21 protein-coding genes are annotated in these 20,225 nt (G+C 67.0%); 5 read left to right on the top strand and 16 right to left on the bottom strand.

What is annotated here, in order from left to right; translation table 11 throughout:
* Positions 1–14: 14 nt before the first annotated feature.
* The 5 genes from E2K76_RS10665 to E2K76_RS10645 are packed head-to-tail and all read right to left on the bottom strand — an operon-like array spanning position 15 to position 4,687.
* Positions 15–620, bottom strand: a complete 606-nt coding sequence (locus E2K76_RS10665; RefSeq protein ID WP_136684288.1) for an ABC transporter ATP-binding protein — start codon at positions 618–620, stop codon at positions 15–17.
* Positions 613–1,380, bottom strand: coding sequence for an ATP-binding cassette domain-containing protein (locus E2K76_RS10660; protein ID WP_136684287.1), 768 nt, complete (start codon positions 1,378–1,380; stop codon positions 613–615). The genes E2K76_RS10665 and E2K76_RS10660 overlap by 8 nt, the downstream gene beginning before the upstream one ends.
* Positions 1,374–2,186, bottom strand: coding sequence for an ABC transporter permease (locus tag E2K76_RS10655; protein ID WP_136684286.1), 813 nt, complete (start codon positions 2,184–2,186; stop codon positions 1,374–1,376). Before E2K76_RS10655 ends, E2K76_RS10660 begins: the two co-directional genes overlap by 7 nt.
* Positions 2,183–3,148 carry an ABC transporter permease gene (locus E2K76_RS10650; RefSeq protein ID WP_246032940.1) on the bottom strand — a complete coding sequence of 322 codons (966 nt, stop codon included), beginning with the start codon at positions 3,146–3,148 and terminating at the stop codon, positions 2,183–2,185. Before E2K76_RS10650 ends, E2K76_RS10655 begins: the two co-directional genes overlap by 4 nt.
* Positions 3,149–4,687, bottom strand: coding sequence for an ABC transporter substrate-binding protein (locus E2K76_RS10645; protein ID WP_136684285.1), 1,539 nt, complete (start codon positions 4,685–4,687; stop codon positions 3,149–3,151).
* A 171-nt stretch (positions 4,688–4,858) separates the two neighbouring features.
* Between E2K76_RS10645 and nikR the strand changes: the two genes are divergently transcribed.
* From nikR to ureG, 5 genes are all read left to right on the top strand, one after another.
* Positions 4,859–5,266 carry a nickel-responsive transcriptional regulator NikR gene (gene nikR, locus E2K76_RS10640; RefSeq protein WP_136684284.1) on the top strand — a complete coding sequence of 136 codons (408 nt, stop codon included), beginning with the start codon at positions 4,859–4,861 and terminating at the stop codon, positions 5,264–5,266.
* 58 nt (positions 5,267–5,324) lie between these two features.
* On the top strand, positions 5,325–6,542 hold the full coding sequence (gene lhgO, locus E2K76_RS10635) for an L-2-hydroxyglutarate oxidase (protein WP_136684283.1): 1,218 nt from the start codon (positions 5,325–5,327) through the stop codon (positions 6,540–6,542).
* Positions 6,543–6,639: 97 nt separating this feature from the next.
* Positions 6,640–7,086, top strand: a complete 447-nt coding sequence (locus E2K76_RS10630) for an urease accessory protein UreE (protein ID WP_136684282.1) — start codon at positions 6,640–6,642, stop codon at positions 7,084–7,086.
* On the top strand, positions 7,076–7,696 hold the full coding sequence (locus E2K76_RS10625) for an urease accessory protein UreF (RefSeq protein WP_136684281.1): 621 nt from the start codon (positions 7,076–7,078) through the stop codon (positions 7,694–7,696). The genes E2K76_RS10630 and E2K76_RS10625 overlap by 11 nt, the downstream gene beginning before the upstream one ends.
* Positions 7,693–8,307 (top strand): urease accessory protein UreG, encoded by a 615-nt coding sequence (gene ureG / locus E2K76_RS10620; RefSeq protein ID WP_136684280.1) that lies wholly within the window; start codon positions 7,693–7,695, stop codon positions 8,305–8,307. The genes E2K76_RS10625 and ureG overlap by 4 nt, the downstream gene beginning before the upstream one ends.
* Here ureG and ureC read toward each other — a convergent pair.
* The 11 genes from ureC to E2K76_RS10565 all read right to left on the bottom strand — a co-directional run bounded on the left by ureC (position 8,301) and on the right by E2K76_RS10565 (position 20,224).
* The gene (ureC, locus tag E2K76_RS10615; protein WP_136684279.1) at positions 8,301–9,995 is read right to left on the bottom strand and encodes an urease subunit alpha; all 1,695 of its coding nucleotides are present in this window, start codon (positions 9,993–9,995) and stop codon (positions 8,301–8,303) included. The two genes, ureG and ureC, sit on opposite strands and share 7 nt — an antisense overlap.
* Entirely contained in the window at positions 9,985–10,299 is a 315-nt protein-coding gene (locus tag E2K76_RS10610) for an urease subunit beta (RefSeq protein WP_136684278.1), read from the bottom strand. The genes ureC and E2K76_RS10610 overlap by 11 nt, the downstream gene beginning before the upstream one ends.
* A 56-nt stretch (positions 10,300–10,355) precedes the next feature.
* Positions 10,356–10,658 carry an urease subunit gamma gene (locus tag E2K76_RS10605; protein WP_136684277.1) on the bottom strand — a complete coding sequence of 101 codons (303 nt, stop codon included), beginning with the start codon at positions 10,656–10,658 and terminating at the stop codon, positions 10,356–10,358.
* Positions 10,659–10,668: 10 nt separating this feature from the next.
* Positions 10,669–11,451 (bottom strand): urease accessory protein UreD, encoded by a 783-nt coding sequence (locus E2K76_RS10600; protein ID WP_136684371.1) that lies wholly within the window; start codon positions 11,449–11,451, stop codon positions 10,669–10,671.
* Positions 11,452–11,453: 2 nt separating this feature from the next.
* Positions 11,454–12,149, bottom strand: coding sequence for an urea ABC transporter ATP-binding subunit UrtE (gene urtE, locus E2K76_RS10595; RefSeq protein ID WP_136684276.1), 696 nt, complete (start codon positions 12,147–12,149; stop codon positions 11,454–11,456).
* A complete protein-coding gene (urtD, locus tag E2K76_RS10590; RefSeq protein ID WP_136684275.1) occupies positions 12,146–12,889 on the bottom strand; it encodes an urea ABC transporter ATP-binding protein UrtD in 744 nt (247 codons plus the stop codon). The genes urtE and urtD overlap by 4 nt, the downstream gene beginning before the upstream one ends.
* Positions 12,886–13,998, bottom strand: coding sequence for an urea ABC transporter permease subunit UrtC (gene urtC, locus E2K76_RS10585; RefSeq protein ID WP_136684274.1), 1,113 nt, complete (start codon positions 13,996–13,998; stop codon positions 12,886–12,888). The genes urtD and urtC overlap by 4 nt, the downstream gene beginning before the upstream one ends.
* A 1-nt stretch (position 13,999) precedes the next feature.
* On the bottom strand, positions 14,000–15,880 hold the full coding sequence (gene urtB, locus E2K76_RS10580; RefSeq protein WP_136684370.1) for an urea ABC transporter permease subunit UrtB: 1,881 nt from the start codon (positions 15,878–15,880) through the stop codon (positions 14,000–14,002).
* An 18-nt stretch (positions 15,881–15,898) separates the two neighbouring features.
* A complete protein-coding gene (gene urtA, locus E2K76_RS10575) occupies positions 15,899–17,191 on the bottom strand; it encodes an urea ABC transporter substrate-binding protein (protein WP_136684273.1) in 1,293 nt (430 codons plus the stop codon).
* A 260-nt stretch (positions 17,192–17,451) separates the two neighbouring features.
* Complete coding sequence (locus tag E2K76_RS10570) at positions 17,452–18,039, bottom strand: Isoquinoline 1-oxidoreductase subunit (protein WP_136684272.1); 588 nt, start codon at positions 18,037–18,039, stop codon at positions 17,452–17,454.
* Between the two features lie 10 nt (positions 18,040–18,049).
* Complete coding sequence (locus E2K76_RS10565; RefSeq protein WP_246032939.1) at positions 18,050–20,224, bottom strand: xanthine dehydrogenase family protein molybdopterin-binding subunit; 2,175 nt, start codon at positions 20,222–20,224, stop codon at positions 18,050–18,052.
* Between the last annotated feature and the right edge of the window lies 1 nt (position 20,225).

The raw sequence follows: 20,225 nt of genomic DNA, 5'->3' as shown, positions 1-20,225 counted from the left end.
CATGACGCAACGATTCAGGCTGGCCGGGCCCCGATCGCCTCGATCCCGGAGGTCACGATCCGCCCCAACAAAGCGGCATCGTGACTGATCGCAAGAATGCCGATGCCGTGCGAGGCCGCGAGGTCGGTCAGCGCCTTCCAGATCCGCGCCTGCGAGATGGGGTCGAGCGGTGCTGTGATCTCGTCCGCGATCAAGTAGCGCGGCCGGACGGTCAGGGCGCGCAGGATCGACACACGCTGAAGCTGGCCGCCCGACAGCTCATGCGGGAAACGCTCAAGCCAGTCCGGGTCTATGGACATCGCGGCGACGAGGTCCGGCTCCGGGCAGCCCGCCTCGGCCAGCACCCGCGCAACCCGCCAGCGCGGATTCATCGTGGCGAGTGGAGCCTGTGCAAGATACTGGACCGGATGCGCGCCTTTGCGCGGGATCGGCAGGCCATCCAGCAAAATTTGCCCCGCCCTGTGCGGATGCAGGCCCGCGAGCACCCGTCCAAGCGTCGTCTTGCCGCTGCCCGAGGGACCGCAAAGCCCCATGATCTTGCCCGGCGCGAGCCGCAGCGACAGGTCGCGGAACAGGTCGCGCCGGGCGACGCCTATGGTGACGCTGCGGGCTTCAAGCATCTGTCAAGAATGCGTTTTCCGGCAACGCCCGCCAAAGCGCGTGCGCATATGGAGAGGTCAATGCCATGCCGTCGCCCTTGAAATCGCGCGAGGATTCGAACCCGCACATATGCCCTTCATCAAGGATCATGACCCGATCCGCGACAGGCAGCGCGGGCATCAGGTCATGCGTGATCAGGATGACCGCCCCGCCACGATGGGCATGGGCCTGCAACAAGGCCAGCAGCCGATCGCGGTTCTCCGGGTCAAGACCGGCGGTGGGTTCGTCTGCGATCAGCAGATCGGGCTGCCCAACCCCGGCCAGCGCAAAAAGCGCACGGCGCGCCATGCCGCCGGAAAGCTGGCCGGGATAAAGGCGGCATGTCTCGGGGCCGAGGCCGAGGGTCTGCAGGTCCGGCACCTTCGCCGCGCCGGTCCGTCGCGCGGCCCAGCGTGTTTGCGCGCCAAGGCGAGCGAGTGGGTCGAGATGGCTCACCTGCTGCGCCATCAGCGCGATGCGGCGACCGCGCAACGACGCGGGATAAGGCGTCATCGACCGTCCGCGGAACGACATGGTGCCGCGCAACGTCGCATTCGGCGGCAGCAGTCCCAGCAGCGCATGGGCAAGCAGGCTCTTGCCAGCCCCCGAGCCGCCGATGACCGCCAGCACCTCCCCTTCGCAAAGATCAAAGCTGACGCCCGACAGGCGCGTCATCTCCTCTTGCCGCAGCAGGCCGGTGTAGCGGGAAAAGCCGATGCCAAGGTTTTCGACGTTCAGCATTGTGCCTCGCGCGGAGAGATCAGGCGGCGGGCGGCACTGCCCATCGCCTCGAAGGCAAGGACCATGCACAGAAGCATCGCGCCGGGAAAGAACGCCAACCACCAGCGCCCGGCGCTGATATGGCGCATCGCGTCGGACAGCATGACGCCGATGGCGGGCCGCGAGGGTTCCAGACCAAAGCCGAGAAACGTCAGACCCGCCTCGTGCAGGATGGCATGGGGGAACATCAACAGGAAGCCCACCAGCATCTGCGGCGCAAGATGCGGCAGGATGTGGCGGCGCAGGATAAAAAGGCGAGAGCGCCCAAGCGCGCGCGAGGTTTCGACATAGGGAGCGACCGAGACCTGCAGCAGTTCGGCGCGCAACAGGCGGGAAAGGCGCGGCCAGTGGCTGATCGCCACGGCAATGATCACCGCCGTGGTGCCACCGCCAAGCGAGAAGGACAGCAGGATCAGCAGCATCAGATGCGGCATCGCAAGCATCGCATCGGTGACGAAGCCCGCCACCCGGTCTGCCTGCCGCCCCAGACCGGAAACCATGGCCATGAATGTCGCCAGCAGGACCGAAAGCCCTGCGGCCATCAGCCCGACCCGAAGGCTGAGCGCCAGCCCGGTCACAGAGCGGGCGAGCATATCGCGGCCCATCTGGTCGGTGCCGAACGGATGCGACAGGGCGGGGGCAAGGTTGCGGGCGGTGAAATCGGCACTGGTGCCGGCCTCGACCAGCAACCGTGCCGACAGGGCGACGCCGGCGATCAGCGTGGCCGCAAGCCCGGCTGTCAGAAGTGCCGATTGTCGTCCGTTCATGCGCCCCCCATTCGCGGATCGACGCGGGCCTGAAGCAGATCCGCGATCCGGTTGCCGGTCGAGACGATCAGGGTCGTCAGCAGCGCAATCGCCAGCAGGAGCGGCAGGTCGCCCTTCATCCCCGCCTCTACCGTCGCGCGGCCAAGACCGGGCCAGGCAAAGACCTGTTCGGCAAGGATCGAGCCGCCGAAAATCTCGCCCACCGAAGCCATCGTCACCGTCAGCGCCGGAAGCGCCGCGTTGCGGATGCCGTGATGGATCACGATGTCCCAGGCCGTCGCACCCTGCGCGCGCGCCAGAAGGACGTAGTCGGATTGCAGCACCTCGATCAGCTTCACCCGTGTATGAAGCGCGATCTGCGCCACACCAAAGAGCGTCAGCGCGACAAGCGGCAAAATCAGGTGGTGGAGCTTTTGCCAAAGGCTCACCTGCCCCGGCGGCACCCCGATGGGGCCCGCGCAGCAGATCGGTGTCCAGCCAAGCCCGACCGAGAATGCCATCATCAGCAGCAGCGCCAGCCAGAATGTCGGTGTCGCGGCCAGCAGGTAGCAATAGACGCGGATCGTCCGGTCCACCCATGTTCCCGCCTGCGCTGCGGCCCAGCAGCCCAGCGCAAATCCGAAGATACCCGACAGCAGCCACGCCAATCCGGTCAGCGCCAGCGAGGCTTTGATGCGGTCGGCCATGACCTGCGCGACAGGGGCGTTGTAGCTGGTCGATTGGCCCAGATCCCCGCGCAGCACATGACCGGCCCAAGCCAGAAACTGTTCATGCGTCGGCCGGTCCAGCCCCCACGCAGCCGCGATCTGCGCCTTCTGCTCGGGCCCGACATGCGCGATGGCGGGGCCGAGATAGGCATCCACCGGATCGACCGGAGACGCCTTCATCAGCAGAAACACCGCCAGCGCCACCAGCGCCAAAAGCAGCGCCTGCCGCGCAAGATGGCGCAGGACACCCGCCACTTACGGGCAGGTCCAGCGCCAATCGGCGATGGTGGTGGTGATCGGCCAGCCATGGCCATGCGGCTCGATCTGGGTCTGGCCAAGGTCGAGGCAGTCGCTCACGAAATACACATGGTCGAGGTTGACGAGCCAGGCCCAGGCATTGTCGCCTTTCAGCCCATAGGTCGCGGCAGCTTCGGACCAGAAGGGAAACGACGCCTCCAGACTTTCGGCGCCCTGCGCCTGTTCGAAAAGCGCATCGACCTTGTGGTTCGCATAGTGGCTGGGATTGGCATATTCGGCGCCGCCCAGCCGTCCGGCGAACAGGCTGTAGAGCTGATAGGGCGAGTGGCTGCCAAAGCCGAAGACCACCGGCTCCGAATGCATCACCCGGCCGATCGCGTCCCAACTGCCGCCGACGGGCGTGGCGTCGATCCCAAGCGGGCGCAGCAGTTCGGCAGCGGTTTCGGCCAGCGCCATCCGGGTCGCATCCGAGGCCGGGTAGTGGATCGGAAACGCCGCGCGCAGCCCATCCTTTGCGCGGATACCGTCCGAACCGGCGGCCCATCCGGCCTGATCGAGCACTGTCTGTGCAGCCTCCAGATCATAGGCGACCGTATCGTCGCGTCCCGACCACGGCAGCCCGTCCGCCGGACCATAGGCCGGGGTTCCGTGGCCATGCAGCGCAACATCCACCACCAGATCGCGATCAAGCCCGAGGTTTATCGCCTGACGGATCGCCGGATCGGCCGTCACGGCATTGCCGATTACGCGCCCGCCGACCTCGTGCGGGGGCTGAAACGGCAGGCTGAGGCCGCGGTTGTCCACCGTCTTCACCGGCACCGCCCTGAACCCGGCGGGGACCGCATCGGCCATCTGCGCGGGAACCGACACCATCTGCACGGCACCGGCCTGCGCCGCCGCCAGCCCGGCATCCTCGCCGGTGAAAAGGAAAGTGATCTGCCCGAAGGGCGAGGGCGTGCCGTAATAATGCTCGTTCGGGGCGACGATCAGCTGTTCGCCCTCGGCCCATGACACCAGCTTGAACGGCCCGGACCCGATCGGCTTGCGACCATAATCGGGGCCGTAGCCTTGGGCAGGAACGATGCCCAGCGTGAAGAAAGCCTCGACGAAGGTGATCCATGGCCGGTCGAGCGTGATCCTGACGGTGCGGTCATCCACCGCCTCGACCGCGCTCATGACTTGCAGATCGACCGCCCCCGCGCTTTCGCGCGCCTTGGCAAAGGTGAAGGCGACGTCATGCGCCGTAAGCGGCGTTCCATCCGAAAAGCTCACGCCGTCGCGCAGGGTGATCGTCCAGACCCTGCGATCTTCGGACAGCTGCCAATCGGTCGCCAGATCCGCCTGCGTCGCAAGCTTCACATCGCGTTTCAGCAGGGTGGACTGAAACAGGGGATTGCCATACCCGCCCCAGCCCAGAAGCGGATCGAACCCCGTCTCCGGCTCTCCGCCGATGGCCAGCACCAGCTTTGGAACATCGGCCTGCGCGATCCCGGTGGCCAGAAGCAGCAGCGCGAACGAGCGGCGGAGGGTTTTCATGGCAGCCTCGGGATTGGTATGCGGAAATTCACAATTCGGCATATTCAGGGGATCGGTCGGCGCGCAACCCGTGCCTTGATCCCCGAACGTATAACAGGCAGTTTCAGCGCATAAATTCCGGGTTTGCCACCAGGGCTGCCCAAATTTTGACCAGACAGGCAGGAGCCGAAGATGCAGCGCGTGACCGTGACGCTTGATGACGAGCTGATGGCCGATCTTGACCGGGTCATGGCCGAGCGTGGCTATACCACCCGGTCCGAGGCGATCCGCGACCTTGCGCGCGCTGGCCTCACGCGCGCGCGGATCGAGGCGGCACCCGAAGCGCCCTGCGTCGCCGCGATGGTCTATACCTATGACCACAACTCGCGCGAGGTGTCGCGCAAGCTGACGGCGGCGCATCACGAACACCACGCTCTGGCGGTGTCATCGCTGCACGTGCATCTCGACCACGATACCTGTCTGGAAGTGTCGATCCTGAAGGGCAGCGTCGGCGAGGTTCGGCATTTCGCCGACCATCTGGTCGCGCAGCGCAAGATCCAGAACGGAGAGGTCGTGATCATCCCGACGACCGCACGCTAGGACCTGTCTTGTCCATCGCGGCGGTGGTGGTCATCCTGCTGCCGTTGAGGGGGGTTTGATGGAACATTACCAATACTGCATCATCGGCGGCGGCATCGTCGGCCTTGCGACGGCGGCGGAACTTGCACGGCGCGACCCAGCGGCCCGCATCCTGCTGCTGGAAAAGGAGGACCGCTTCGCCGCGCACCAGACCGGCCACAACAGCGGGGTGATCCATGCGGGCATCTACTACGCCCCCGGATCGCTGAAGGCGAAACTGTGCCGTGCAGGGGCCGAGGAGACCAAGCGTTTCGCCCGCGAGAACGGCATCCCGTTCGAGACCTGCGGCAAGCTTCTGGTCGCGACCACCCTGCCAGAGATGGAGCGGATGGAGGCGTTGAAGTCCCGCGCCGTCCAGAACGACATCGCCATGGAGGAGGTCTCGGAAACCCGCCTGCGCCAGATCGAGCCGAACATCGCAGGGCTGGGCGCGATCCTCGTGCCATCGACCGGGATCATCGATTATGGCCGGGTATGCGCGGCGCTTGCGCAGCGTTTGACCGAAGCGGGCGCGACCCTGCGGCGCGGGGCGCGCGTGCAACGCATCGACGAGGATGCCACCGGCGTCACCGTCGATTTCGGAGAAACCATCCGCGCCGACCGCGTCATCGCCTGTGCGGGTCTGCAATCGGACCGCGTGGCCCGCATGGCGGGGCTGGCGGCGACGCACCAGATCGTGCCGTTCCGGGGCGAATACTACACGCTGCCCGCGTCGAAATCGGGGATCGTGACGCATCTGATCTATCCGATCCCCGACCCGGACCTGCCCTTTCTTGGCATCCACCTGACGCGGATGATCGACGGGCGCGTGACGGTGGGGCCGAACGCGGTGCTGGGTTTCCACCGCGAGGGTTATGCCAAGGGCAGCGTCGCACCTGTTGATCTGGCCGCCATGCTGGCCTTCGGCGGCTTTTGGAAGATGGCGCGCAGGAACCTGCGTTCGGGCGTTACCGAGTTCCGCAATTCGCTTTCCCGCAAGGGCTATCTGGAACAGTGCCGGAAGTACTGCCCCTCGCTGACGGTGGATGATCTGGGCGCGCCGGGCGCAGGCATCCGCGCGCAGGCCGTGCTGGCCGACGGAACGCTGGTGCATGATTTCCTGTTTCTGGACAGCCCGCGCCAGCTGCATGTGTGCAACGCCCCCTCGCCCGCTGCGACATCGGCCATGCCCATCGCGCGGATGATCGTGGACCGGATCGAACAAACGGAGGCCGACGCGCTTCGACAAGGCGGTTGAACATGGACGCGCATTTGCCACATGCGATGCCCCGGATGATCTGCTATCGAGATCACTCACCCCCCTTGTCCTGCCGCCACCAATCAGGAACAGACCGATGATCGACTATCCTCCCGCCACCGAACTGCGCCGCAAGGGCGAATGGACCGATGCAGCCGACAAGGTGGTGCTGGATTATGACGCGCGGTTCCTGCGGCGCAAACGGCTGGTCTGCGCCTCGGGGCGTGGGGTGCTGGTGGATCTGGCGGCGACCGTCAGCCTTGATCACGGCGATGCGCTGGTCGCGGGCGACACGGTGATCGAGGTGGCGGCGGCGCTGGAGCCGGTGCTGGTCGTCACCGGCGATCTGGTGCGGCTGGCATGGCATATCGGCAACCGCCACACCCCTTGCCAGATCGAAGCGGACCGCCTGCTGATCCGCCGCGATCATGTGCTGGAAGGGATGCTCACCGGCCTTGGCGGCACGGTCCGTCCGGCGATGGAACGGTTCACGCCCGAAGGCGGGGCCTATGGTCACGGGCGGACGATGGGCCATGCCCACTGACCTTCTGAAACTGGTGCAATGGCTGTCCCCGGCCTTTCCGACCGGGGGCTATGCCTATTCGCACGGGTTGGAACAGGCGATCGCCGACGGCGCGGTGCATGACGCGGCCACCACTCAGGCGTGGATCGCGGACGTGCTGCGCCTCGGGGCGGGCTGGTCCGACGCGGTGCTGCTGGCCCATGCGCGGGGCGGCGCGGACCTGTGCGATGTCGCCCGCGCCCTCGCCCCCTCGGCCGAGCGTCTGCGCGAGACAGAGGAACAGGGCGCGGCCTTTGCCGCCACCGTCACCGCGCTTGGGGTGCCGGTGGACGCAGGCCCGTTGCCGCTGGCGGTCGGCACGGCGTCGCGGGGGCTGGATCTGCAAACCGAACAGTTGGTGGCGCTGTTCCTGCATGCCTTCGCCGCGAACCTGACCGCCTGCGCCACGCGCTTCGTGCCGCTGGGCCAGACGCAGGGGCAACGGGTGCTGGACGCGCTGCACCCGCTGATCGCCGATCTGGCGGCGCGGGCGGCCATCGCCCCGCTGGACGCCATTGCATCCGCCGCCGTCGCGGGCGACCTTGCGGCCATGCGCCACGAAACACTCGACGTCAGGATATTCAAGACATGAGCAACGGACCCCTTCGCATCGGCATCGGCGGCCCTGTCGGCGTCGGCAAGACGACGCTGACCGAAAAGCTGTGCGCCGCGCTGGCGGATCGCTGTTCCATGGCCGTCGTCACCAACGACATCTATACGCGCGAGGATGCGGATTATCTGATGCGCGCGCAGGTCCTGCCGTCCGAACGCATTCGCGGCGTGGAAACCGGCGGCTGCCCCCATACCGCGATCCGCGAGGATGCCTCGATCAACCTTGCCGCCATCGCGGACCTGCGCCGCAGCTTCCCCGATCTGGATCTGGTGCTGATCGAATCCGGGGGCGACAACCTCGCGGCGACCTTTTCGCCGGAGCTGGCGGATCTGACGATCTATGTCATCGACACGGCGGCGGGGCAGGACATTCCGCGCAAACGGGGTCCGGGGGTCACGCGGTCCGATCTGCTGGTGGTGAACAAGACCGACCTTGCCCCCCATGTCGGCGTCGATCTGGCGCTGCTGGAGCAGGACACCCGGACCGCACGCGGGGCGCGGCCCTATGTCATGGCAAAGCTGCGTCAGGCCGAGGGGATGGACGCCATCATCGACTTCCTCTGCCGCGAGGGTGGGCTGACCCTTCAGTAGAGGAAATACCGCTGCGCCAAAGGAAGCTCGGCCAGCGGCTCGCAGGTCAGGATTTCGCCATCCGCACGCACCTCATAGGTTTCGGGGTTCACCGAAATCTCGGGGCGGGCATTGTTCAGGATCATGTCGGCCTTGCCGATGCCGCGCGTGCCGATGACCGGAACCGTCTGCTTCTGCAGCCCCAGCTTGCCGCGCACGTCATCCTCCATCGCCGCCCCCGATACGAACGTGACCGAAGACGCCGTCCGCGCCCCGCCATAGGCCCCGAACATCGGGCGCGAATAGAAGGGCATCGCCGGGATCGACCCGTTCGGATCGCCCATCTGCGCCACCGCGATCATCCCGCCCAGCAGCACCATTTCCGGCTTGGTGCCGAAGAAGGCCGGCGACCACAGCACCAGATCGGCGCGTTTGCCTTCCTCGATGCTGCCGATGTGCTGCGAGATCCCGTGGCAGATCGCAGGGTTGATCGTGTATTTCGCGATGAAGCGGCGCACGCGGGCGTTGTCGTTCGGCCCCTCGGCGCCGCGTTGCAGCTTCATCTTGTGCGCGGTCTGCCATGTGCGGGTGATGACCTCGCCCACCCGGCCCATCGCCTGACTGTCGGATGACAGGATCGACAGCGCGCCCATGTCGTGCAGGATGTCTTCCGCCGCGATCGTCTCGCGCCGGATGCGGCTTTCGGCGAAGGCCACATCCTCGGGGATGGATCGGTCGAGGTGATGGCACACCATCAGCATGTCCAGATGCTCCTCCACCGTGTTGCGGGTGTAGGGCATGGTGGGGTTGGTGGAACTGGGGATGATATTGGCAGACCCCACCACCTTCAGGATGTCGGGCGCATGGCCGCCCCCCGCCCCTTCGGTGTGGAAGGCGTGGATCGTGCGGCCCTTGATGGCGGCCAGCGTGTTTTCGACAAAGCCGGATTCGTTCAGCGTGTCGGTGTGGATCATCACTTGCACATCCATCGCGTCCGCCACGGTCAGGCAGCAGTCGATGGCGGCGGGGGTGGTGCCCCAATCCTCGTGCAGCTTCAGGCCCACGACCCCGGCGCGGATCTGCTCCTCCAATCCCTCGGGGCGGCTGGCATTGCCTTTGCCGGTGAAGGCGAGGTTCATCGGGAACGCATCCGCCGCCATCAGCATCCGCGCGATGTGCCACGGCCCCGGCGTCACCGTGGTCGCCAGCGTGCCATGCGCCGGCCCCGTCCCGCCGCCCAGCATCGTCGTCATGCCGGAATGCAGCGCGTGGTCGATCTGCTCGGGGCAGATATAGTGGATGTGGCTGTCCATCCCGCCTGCCGTCAGGATCTTGCCCTCGCCCGCGATCACCTCGGTCCCCGGGCCGATGACGACATCGACGCCCGGCTGGGTGTCGGGGTTCCCGGCCTTGCCGATCTTGTGGATCAGCCCGTCCCGCAGACCGACATCGGCCTTGTAGATGCCCGAATGGTCCACGATCAGCGCATTGGTGATGACGGTGTCCACCGCGCCGCCCGCGCGCGTGATCTGGCTTTGGCCCATCCCGTCGCGGATTACCTTGCCGCCGCCGAACTTGACCTCCTCGCCATAGGTGGTCAGGTCGCGTTCAACCTCGATGATCAGGTCGGTATCGCCAAGTCGGACGCGGTCGCCCGTGGTCGGGCCGAACATGGCGGCATAGGTGCTGCGCGAAATCTCAACCGGCATCGAGCGCCCCCATCACCTGACCGTTGAAGCCCCAGACCTGCCGATCGCCCAGCAGCGGGACCAGCTGCACCTCGCGCCGCTGCCCCGGCTCGAACCGCACGGCGGTTCCGGCGGCGATGTCCAGCCGGTGGCCGCGGGCGGCGGCGCGGTCGAACTCCAGCCCAGGATTGGTTTCCGCGAAATGGTAATGCGAGCCGACCTGAACCGGGCGGTCGCCGGTATTCGCGACCATGATCGTGATTGCGGGGGCACCTTCGTTCAGCGCGATGGTGCCGGGGGCGGGAAAGACCTCTCCGGGGATCATGCGAACACCGCCGGCGGCGGGATCAGAACGGCGGTCGGGTATTTCATCGGAAAGCCTCAGCGGATGGGGTGGTGGACGGTGACAAGCTTGGTGCCGTCGGGGAAGGTCGCCTCGACCTGAATGGCGTGGATCATCTCGGGGATGCCGGGCATGCACTGGTCGGCGGTGATCACATGCGCGCCCGCCTCCATCAGATCGGCGACGGAGCGCCCGTCGCGCGCGCCCTCGACGACGAAATCGGTGATCAGGGCCATCGCCTCGGGGTGGTTCAGGCGCACCCCGCGTTCCAGCCGCCCGCGTGCCACCATGGCGGCAAGGCTGACCATCAGCTTGTCGCGTTCCCTCGGGCTCAGGTTCATCTCGCTTCCTTCATATCTGCCAGACCCTTGGCAGGGCCGCGTCGCGCAAGGCCCGCAGCAGCCGCGCCACCTGCCGTCGCAGCGGCCAGCCGTCCCCGGCCCGCATCCGCACCACCATCTTGCCGTCGAAGGCCGAGGCCGCAGCCTCCACCCCGTCATCCCCAAGCGCGGCGCGCGCCCGCGCCAGCGTATCTTCGGCGCCCGGTCCGACCATTGCAAGCGTCGCGATCGCCCGCGATCCCGCCAGCCCCGCAGGCCCCGCGTCCAGCGCCGCCTCGTCCAGCCGCAGCCATTCCAGCAGCGCGGGTCGCCCGTCCCGCCACACCTCGCGCCGGTCGGACAGGTGCAGCGAGCGCACCTGCTCTCCCATCGCGGCGCGGCCAAGGACCAGCATCTCCAGCATCAGGCATCCCGCGCCGGGGGCAAGGTCGATCCGCGTGACCCGGTCCACCCGCGCCCGGTCGTAAAGGATCGTTTCCTGCGGCAGCCAGTCCAGCCAGCCGTCCACCCGGTGCGTCACCCGCACCGTCGCGATGCCGCCGCCCGCATCATAGGCCCGCTCCGCCGTCTGGGTCGTTCCAACCGCGCGGCCCCGGACGTCCAGCGAAAGGTCCAGCCGGTCGCCGCCCGTCAGCCCGCCCGAGGTGTTCAGGAACACCACCTCCGGCGCGCCGTCCACGCGCGGCAGGATCGCCTTGGCCGATCCCTGCTGGCGCAGGTCCGTCAGCCGCATCCGCCCGCCTTTTGACGCAAGCGCCGCATGGGCGGCACCGCAGCTTCGTTCCAGCAGCATCGTCACACGGACACCGCGGCCTTCATGCGCTCGCGCCCCAGATCGTCGCGCATCCCCGCCACATCCACCGCGCCGCGTTTGAGGATATACACCCGGTCGGCAAGGTCGTAGGCGAAGTCGAAATACTGTTCCACCAGCACGATGGCGAGGTCGCCCCGGTCGCGCAGCAGCCGGATGACCCGGCCGATCTGCTGGATGATGTTGGGCTGAATCCCCTCGGTCGGTTCGTCCAGCAGCAAGAGTTTCGGCCGCATGATCATCGCCCGCGCGATGGCAAGCTGCTGCTGCTGCCCGCCGGACAGATCGCCGCCGCGCCGATTCGCCATGTCGCGCAGGACGGGGAACAGCTCATACACCTCCTCGGGGATGACATGGGGTTTGGGGCGGGTGGCGAAGGCCGTTTGCAGGTTTTCCGTCACGGTCAGCAGGGGAAAGATCATCCGCCCCTGCGGAACGACGGCGACGCCCTTGCGGGCCAGCGCCTCGGGGCGCAGCACGCCCAGATCCTCGCCGTCCAGCGTCACCTTGCCACCCGAACGCGGATGCGTCCCCGCGATGGCCTTCAGCAAGGATGTCTTGCCCATGCCGTTATTGCCCATGACGCAGGTGACCTCGCCCACCCGCGCCTCCATGTCGATGCCGTGCAGGATCTGGCTGCCGCCGTAATGCAGGGTCAGGTTTTCGACTTTCAGCATCATCCGCGCCCCAGATAGACGTCGATCACCTGCCGGTCGGCGGTGACGTGATCAAGCGAGCCTTCGGCCAGCACCGCCCCTTCGTGCAAGACGGTCACGCGGCAATCCAGCCGGCGCACGAATTCCATATCGTGTTCGACCACCACCACGGCGCGGGTCTGCGCCAGACGGGTCAGCAGGGTCGTGGTATGTTCGCGTTCCGCCAGCGTCATGCCCGCCGCCGGTTCGTCCACCAGCAGAAGGCGCGGTTCCTGCGCCAGCAGCATCCCGATCTCCAGCCACTGCTTCTGGCCGTGCGACAGCTCTCCCGCGATGCGGTGCAGATGGTCGGCAAGGCCGACCTCGGCCGCCAGTTCCACGACGCGGGCGTGGTGGCCGTCCGTCGCGCGAAACCGCAGCACGGCAAAGGGGTTGCGGGGCGCGCGCAGGGCCATCATCAGGTTGGCGCCGACGGTCTGATCTTCGAACACCGTGGGGCGCTGGAACTTGCGCCCGACGCCTGCGCGGGCGATCTGCGCCTCGGTCATCCGCAGAAGGGACCGGGGCGGGTCGCCGAAGATCACATCGCCGCTGTCGGGCCGGGTCTTGCCGGTCACGATGTCCATGAACGTCGTCTTGCCTGCGCCGTTCGGGCCGATCACCGCCCGCAGTTCCGCCGCCCCGATGGCGAAGGACAGGTTGTTGATCGCGCGGAACCCGTCGAAGCTGACGGAAATGCCGCGCACCTCCAGCAATGCGCTCATTTGAACAGCCCCCCGATGCCGCGGGGTGCCAGCAGCGTGACCAGCACGAACACAAGGCCCAGAAGCACCTGCCACCAATCCACCCAGTCGATGGTATAGAAGCCCAGCGGGATGGACGGCGCCCGCCCCCCGGTGAACCACGACGACAGGAGCGAGACGACCGCCGCCCCGATCACCGCGCCATACAGCCGCCCCCTGCCCCCGATCGCGACCCAGACGGCAAGATAGATCGAGGCGATGGGCATCATTTCCGCCGGGTTGATGATCCCGGCCTGCGGGTAATACAGCGCCCCCGCGATGGCGGCGATCACGGCGGTCAGGGTGAAGACGAACAGCTTGAACCCCTCCACCGGATAGCCGAGGAAGCGCACCCGCTGTTCATCGTCGCGGATCGCGCGGATGACCGACCCGAACTTGCCGCCCACCACCCAGGCCGCCAGCAGATACCCCGCGGCCAGCGCCAGCGCCGAGGCCCAGAACAGCCACAACGACGTCGCATCCTGCGAGGCAGACACCCCCGGCAGGTTCTGCAGCCCCGACAGCCCGTTATTGCCGCGCAGCCCGCTGTCGTTCTGGAACAGATGCAGCGCCAGTGCCAGCGTTCCGGCCTGCGTCAGGATCGACAGATACACGCCCGTCACCCGGCTGCGGAACGCCAGCCACGCAAACAGCCCTGCCAGCACGCCCGGCACCAGCACCACCAGCAGCAGTTGCAGCGGCAGGCTGTGTGCGAACCCCCAGACCCACGGAATGTCCGAAGTGCCGATGACGCCGAAGATCTGGTTGCCGATGCCCTGCCGTATCTCCTCGGGCGTGGCAGGAAGGGGCTGGCCGGACAGCGCCTCGATCACGATCGCCTCGGTCCGGGCATACATCAGCCACATCCCGATCATGTAACCGCCAAGCGCAAAGAACGCCATGTGCCCAAGGGACAGGATGCCGGCATAGCCCCAGACCAGATCCATCGCCACGGCGGCAAGGCACAGGCACAAGGTCATCCCAAGCGTCTTGACGAAAGAGGTGGAGATCATCCCCGCCCCCGCCATCACCGTGATCACGGCGACAAAGACGGCGAGCGCGGCGATGAAGATCACAGTCGAACGGCGCATGTCAGTCCCCCGCCGCGCGGCCCTTCAGGGCGATGATGCCCCTTGGCCGGAACTGGATGAAAATGATGATGAACAGGATCATGTAGGTCTGCGCCGCCAGCGTGTTGGACGGGTTCAACCACTCGATCCCCTTTTGCAGGAACCCGATCAGCGCGGCCCCGGCCAGCGTGCCGAAGATCGACCCGACGCCGCCCACGACCACGGTCATGAAGCTTTGCACGATGTATTGCTGCCCCAGTTCCGAGGTGACCTGCGCGAACAGGCCGATGGCGACACCCGCGATCCCGGCGATGCCGGAGCCGAGGCCGAAGGCCAGCATGTTGATCCGTCCGGGCGAGATGCCCATCGATGCCGCCATGGTGGGATTCTGCTGCACGGCCCGCACCTCCAGCCCCAGCCGGGTGCGGCGCATGATGAACAGGTAAAGCCCGAGGAACAGCAGCGCGAGCACGAAGATCGCGACACGGATCATGCTGACCTGCACGAGATCATTGATGACCAGCGATCCCGACAGCCAATCGGGCGCGGTCAGCGGGCGGGCCTGCGTGCCGAAGATGTTCTTGGCCAGTTGTTGCAGCATGATCGACACGCCGAAGGTCGCCAGCAGCGTCTCCAGCGGGCGTTTATACAGGTGCCGGATCACCAGCCGCTCCAGCGCGACGCCTGCGGCGAAAGTCACGAGGAAGGCCAGCGGCAGCGCGACCACCAGCGACAGGGTATAATCGGGCACGACCTGCTGCACGGCATAACCGGTATAGGCGCCCATCATGATGAATTCGCCATGCGCCATGTTGATGACCCGCATCACGCCGAAGGTGATCGCAAGGCCGATGGCGGCAAGGAAATAGATCGACGCCAGCGACAGCGCATCCAGCGCCAGATCCGCCGCCTGCATCGCGCCCACCCGCGTCGCAATGCCGTTCAGCGCCGCACGGGCGGCGTCGGTGACATCGGCGTTCGGCTCGGCATAGACATCGGCGAAGGTGGCGGAATCGAGGGCCGCGTCCACCTCGTCCTCGGTTGCGGCGGGGGGAACGGTGCCTGCCGCCTCCAGCGCGGAATAGGCGTCGTCGCGGGCGGCTTGGGTATTCAGGCTGGCAACGGCGATGCCTGCGACCTGCCCGTCCGCGATATTGGCGACCAGCGCCGCCTGCGCCGCGTCGCGCGTCAGCCTTGCGGGGGCAAGGCCCGCAGAGACCAGCAGATCATACGCCCCCTCGCGCCCCAGTTCGGATACGGGGATTTCGCGGGCGACGTTCCCCTCGGGCGGGCCGAGGGTGGCAACGCGTGTCGTCGCCAGCAGCGGGTTCAGCGCGGCACGCAGGTCCATGGACTGGTCCGCGCCAAAGCTCTCGATCGCGGCGACACGCGCGGCGGGATCGGGATCGAAGCGCAGCGTCAGCAGCCGTTCAAGCCGCGAAAGCGAAGGATCGGCGGCGCGGGCAAGCGCCCCGCGGATGGCGGGCAGATGTTCGGGCGCGGGATTGCGGGCTATCGCGTCGCGGGCCGCGCCCCTTGCTGCGGGGTCGGGATCGGTCAGCTGGAACGGCACGAGGGCCGAGGCGATCAGCCCCCGCACCCCCGCATTCGGTCGCAGCGGCTGCGCCTCCCCCTCCACCGGCTGTCCGGCAAGGTCCGACAGGGCATCGCCGTCCATGATGACGAAGGTGCCATCGTCCATCACGGCCAGCCGACGGTCGGCCCATGCGGCCAGAACGGTCGCCGCCGCCGGATCGCCGCTGGTCGCCAGCGCCTCGATCACCGGCGCGATGGTGGTGCGCGAGGGGCGCTCCACCTGATCGCGGTAGGTGTCCAGCACCGCGGCCGCATCCTGCGCGTGGGCGGGCAGTGCCAGCACCAGCGCCAGCAGAAGGAAGCGCATCATTCCCCGCATCCGCCGTCAGTAGTTCGACTTCTGCTGGATGCAGGTCTTGGTCTGGATGTTATACATCCCGCAGTCCAGCTCTGCCCAATCCGATTCCAGCACCGCCGAGTCCGGCAGGAAGTCGGTCCATGCGTCGCCCGGCACAGGTTCGGTCTGGCTGATGATGTCGAACTGGCCGTCGGCCCTGATCTCTCCGATCAGCACCGGCTTCGTCAGGTGGTGGTTGGGCAGCATGGTCGCGGTGCCGCCGGTCAGGTTCGGCACTTCCTGGCCATACATCGCCTCGCGCACGGCATCGACGTCGGTGGTGCCGGCCTTTTCGACCGCCTGCGTCCACATGGTGAAGCCGATCATCGTCGCTTCCATCGGGTCGTTCGTCACGCGGTTCGCGTCGCCGGTGAAGGCATGCCATTCCTCGATGAAGGCGGTGTTTTCGGGGGTGTCGGCGGATTCGAAGTAGTTCCACGCCGCCAGATGCCCGACAAGGTGCGCGGTATCGAGGCCGGACAACTCCTCCTCGCCCACGGAAAACGCGATGACCGGCAGATCCTCGGCCGACACGCCCGCCGCCGCCAGTTCCTTGTAGAAGCCGATATTGGCATCCCCGTTGATGGTGGAGATGACGCCGACCTGTTTCCCGTCAGCCCCAAGCGCCACCACGTCGGCGACGATCTTGGACCAGTCCGACTGGCCGAAGGGGGTGTAGTTGACGAAGATGTCGCCCTCCGCCACGCCCTTGTCGCCAAGGTAAGACGCAAGGATGTTGTTCGTCGTGCGCGGATAGACGTAGTCGGTGCCCAGAAGCGCGAATTTCTCGACCCCCAGTTCCTCCATCATGTAATCCACCGCCGGGATCGCCTGCTGGTTCGGGGCCGCGCCGGTATAGAAGACGTTCTTGGACGATTCCTCGCCCTCGTATTGCACGGGATAGAACATCAGCCCGTTCAGTTCCTCCAGCACCGGCAGGACGGATTTGCGGCTGACGCTGGTCCACGCGCCGAAGATCACGTCCACATCCGACACGGTCAGCAACTCGCGCGCTTTTTCGGCGAACAGCGGCCAGTCGGAGGCCGGATCGACGACCACCGCCTCCAGCGGGCGGCCAAGAACGCCGCCTGCCTTGTTCTGCCGGTCGACCAGCATCAGGACCGTGTCCTTCAGCGTCGTCTCCGAAATCGCCATCGTGCCCGACAGCGAATGCAGGACGCCGATCTTGATCGGCTCCCCCTCTGGGGCGGTCTGCGCCTGCGCCGCGCCCATCGACAGCGCAAGTCCCGCGCCGATCACCACTTTCCTGAACATCGTCATGACCCCATCCCTGCATCGCGGCCATCGTGCCGCTTCTTTGCCGTGATACGTCCGAGCCAGAACGGGGAGAACGGCGCATCGCACCACCGCCCCCCACCCGACGCGCTTTGCCTGCATTGGATGCGAGGATGGCCGTGATCGCATGAAATTTAGGCAGGTTGGCAATCGCCAGCGTCAAAGATCAGCACCGAAGGGCGGGGTTGCGCCATTCGGTGCATATAAAACCATCGCTCGCTCAAGCAGTGGTCTGACGGATGTGGTCACTCCGGGCAGATCGCTCCCGTGTCGATCCAGGCGCGCGTCAACTGGCCGAACAACTCCTGACTGCCGGGCGCGGGTTCGCGCCCTTCGCCGGGATGCCAGCCCCATCCGACCAGACCGTCATGGGCGTTATGTTCCCAAAGCGCCTCCAGCGTCTTGCCGCCGTTGCGTTCGGGGTCCTTGATCTGCTCGCATATCTCGCCCAGCGTCAGACCCTGCCAGCCCATCGACGCGGGGGCCAGCATCCACGGCTCGTGCCCGGGGATCGAGCCGGGGGCCGAGGCGAACTCGACGTTATCGGCGGAATGGCAGGTGTTGCAGTTCATCGCCGCCGCGCCGAAATCGGCCTCGCCACGGATGACCGGGGGCGAGTGGGGACGCATGTCGTCGCCTTGGGTCGGGCCGCCGGTGACCGGGTGGCAATTCAGGCAACGCGGATGGGTCAGGACCGCGCCCATCTCGGTGAACAATGCGGCGGATCGTTCGTTCTGGTCCGCGATGCTTTCGAAAAACTCCGGCCCGCGAAGCTCCTCTGCGCCAAGGGGCAGCGCCAGCATCAGTGCCGCCGTTTGGATCATCACCCTCATCGCCGCGCCCTCAGACATTGCTTTGCATGGGGAAGGGCAGTTCCGACGTCACCTGCCCGGTCAATGCGCGCCATGCGTTCGCCAGCGCGGGGCCGAGAGGCGGCACGCCCGGCTCTCCGACCCCGGTCGGATCGACGGAAGATCGGATGATCTCGACCTCGACGGCTGGCATCTCGTGGATGCGCAGCATGGGGTAATCGTGGAAGTTGCTTTGCTCGACCGCGCCGCCCGTGCCCAGCGAAACCTTGGAATACAGCGCGGTCGAGAGGGCATAGCCGATCCCGCCTTCCATCTGCGCGCGGATGATGTTGGGGTTGATCGCGATGCCGCAATCGACGGCGCACCAGACGCGGGTCGCGCGGGGGCGGCCGTCCCGCTCCTCCACCTCGACGATCTGGGCGACATAGCTGCCGAAGCTTTTGGCCCATGCGACGCCATAGGCACGCCCGTCCCGCAGCGGCCCCTGCCAATCCGCCATTCGGCCCACCGTCTCCAGCACGGCGCGTTCGCGGGTGGCTTCGGGTTTCAGCAAGTCGAGCCGCCCTTGCAGCGGGTCCTTGCCCGCCGCCTCCAGCACGCGATCAAGGAAGCTTTCGACCGCAAAGGCCGTGTGGGTATGCCCGACCGACCGCCACCACAGCACCGGCACCGGGCTTTGCATCTGTGCCCAGCCGATCCTGCGCGATCCGAAGGTATAGGGCAGCGCGTTCGACCCCTCGAACGACGTGGGATCGACGCCGCCCTGCATCATCGCCTCCATCGGGGTGCCGGTCATGATCGACTGGTTGGCGATGGAATTGGTCCATGCGGTGATGTTGCCCGCATCGTCGATGCCCGCCCGCAGACGGTGCACGGTCAGCGGGCGATAGTATCCGCCGTGGATGTCATCTTCGCGCGTCATCAGCATCTTGAAGGCACCGTCGCGGCCTGCGGCCTTCGCGATCTCGCCGATCTCCTGCGCGATATGGGCCGATCCCTGCGCGCGCCGTCCGAACGATCCGCCCGCAAGGATGACGTTGATGCGGACATCCTCGGGGGGCAGACCAAGCGCCTTGGCGGCGGTGGGGCGGTCGAAGGTCGGGAACTGGCAGCCGTACCAAAGCTCGGCCTTGCCGTCCTTCACCTCGATCACGGCATCCAGCGGCTCCATCGGGGCATGGGCAAGATAGGGGAAGCGTATCTCGTCCTCGATGATCTGCGTGGCGGCGGCGAAGCCTGCGTCGATGTCGCCTTCCTCCTCGACCGTCTGCCCGCCCGACTGGGCAGCGGCGCTGAAGTCGGCGAAGATCTCTGCCGTGCTTCGACGTTCGGCCTCCGCCGTATCCCACGTCACGTCCAGCGCGCGGCGGCCCTTGAGCGCGGCATAGGTCCCCCGCGCATAGACGGCGACCCCTGCCCCGATCCGGCGCACCATCTCCACCCCGGGCACGGCCAGCGCCGCCGCGTCGTCGAACGACACCAGCGTCGCGCCGAAGGCGGGCGGGCGGGCGACCAGAACGGTCAGCATCCCCTCGCGGTGGATGTCCATGGTGAACTGCGCGGTGCCGTCGGTCTTGGCCACCGTGTCCAGCTTGGGCCGGTCGGTGCCGATCAGGCGGAAGGCGGATGGGTCCTTCAAACGCGGCGCTTCGGGCATCGGCATCGTGGCGGCACGATCCGCCAGCGCCCCGAACCCCGAACGGCGATCCCCGTGCGAGATGACGCCCTCGGCCACCGCGATCTCACCCTCCGGCACGCCCCATTCGGCGGCGGCGGCGGCGACCAGCATCGCCCGCGCGGTTGCGCCGACCATCCGCATCTGGGTCCAGCTGTTCGCCATCGCGGTCGAACCGCCCGTCCCCTGCGCCCCGAAGGCGAGGTTGGCATAGAGGCTGTCATCCGCGGGCGCCCCTTCGGCCCGCATCTGGTCCCAGCTCGCGTCCAACTCCTCGGCGACCAGCGTGGCAAGGCCGGTATACGGGCCCTGCCCCATCTCCAGATGTTTCGACAGCACGGTCACGGTATCGTCCTCGCCGATCCGTAGAAACGCATTCGGCGCGATCACGGGGGCCGGTGCCTGCGCCCGCAGCCCGCGCGGCGCGATGAAGAAGGCCAGCGTCAACCCTGCCGCCCCCGCAAGCACCATGCGCCGCGAAGGCAGAAGCAGCGGCGCAGGTTGCAGGGCTTTGACGAACATGCTGCTCATG

The sequence above is a fragment of the Falsirhodobacter xinxiangensis genome (assembly GCF_004959935.1).
GTDB classification, from domain to species: Bacteria; Pseudomonadota; Alphaproteobacteria; order Rhodobacterales; family Rhodobacteraceae; genus Falsirhodobacter; species Falsirhodobacter xinxiangensis.
This window is presented reverse-complemented; position numbering and strand designations above follow the sequence as displayed.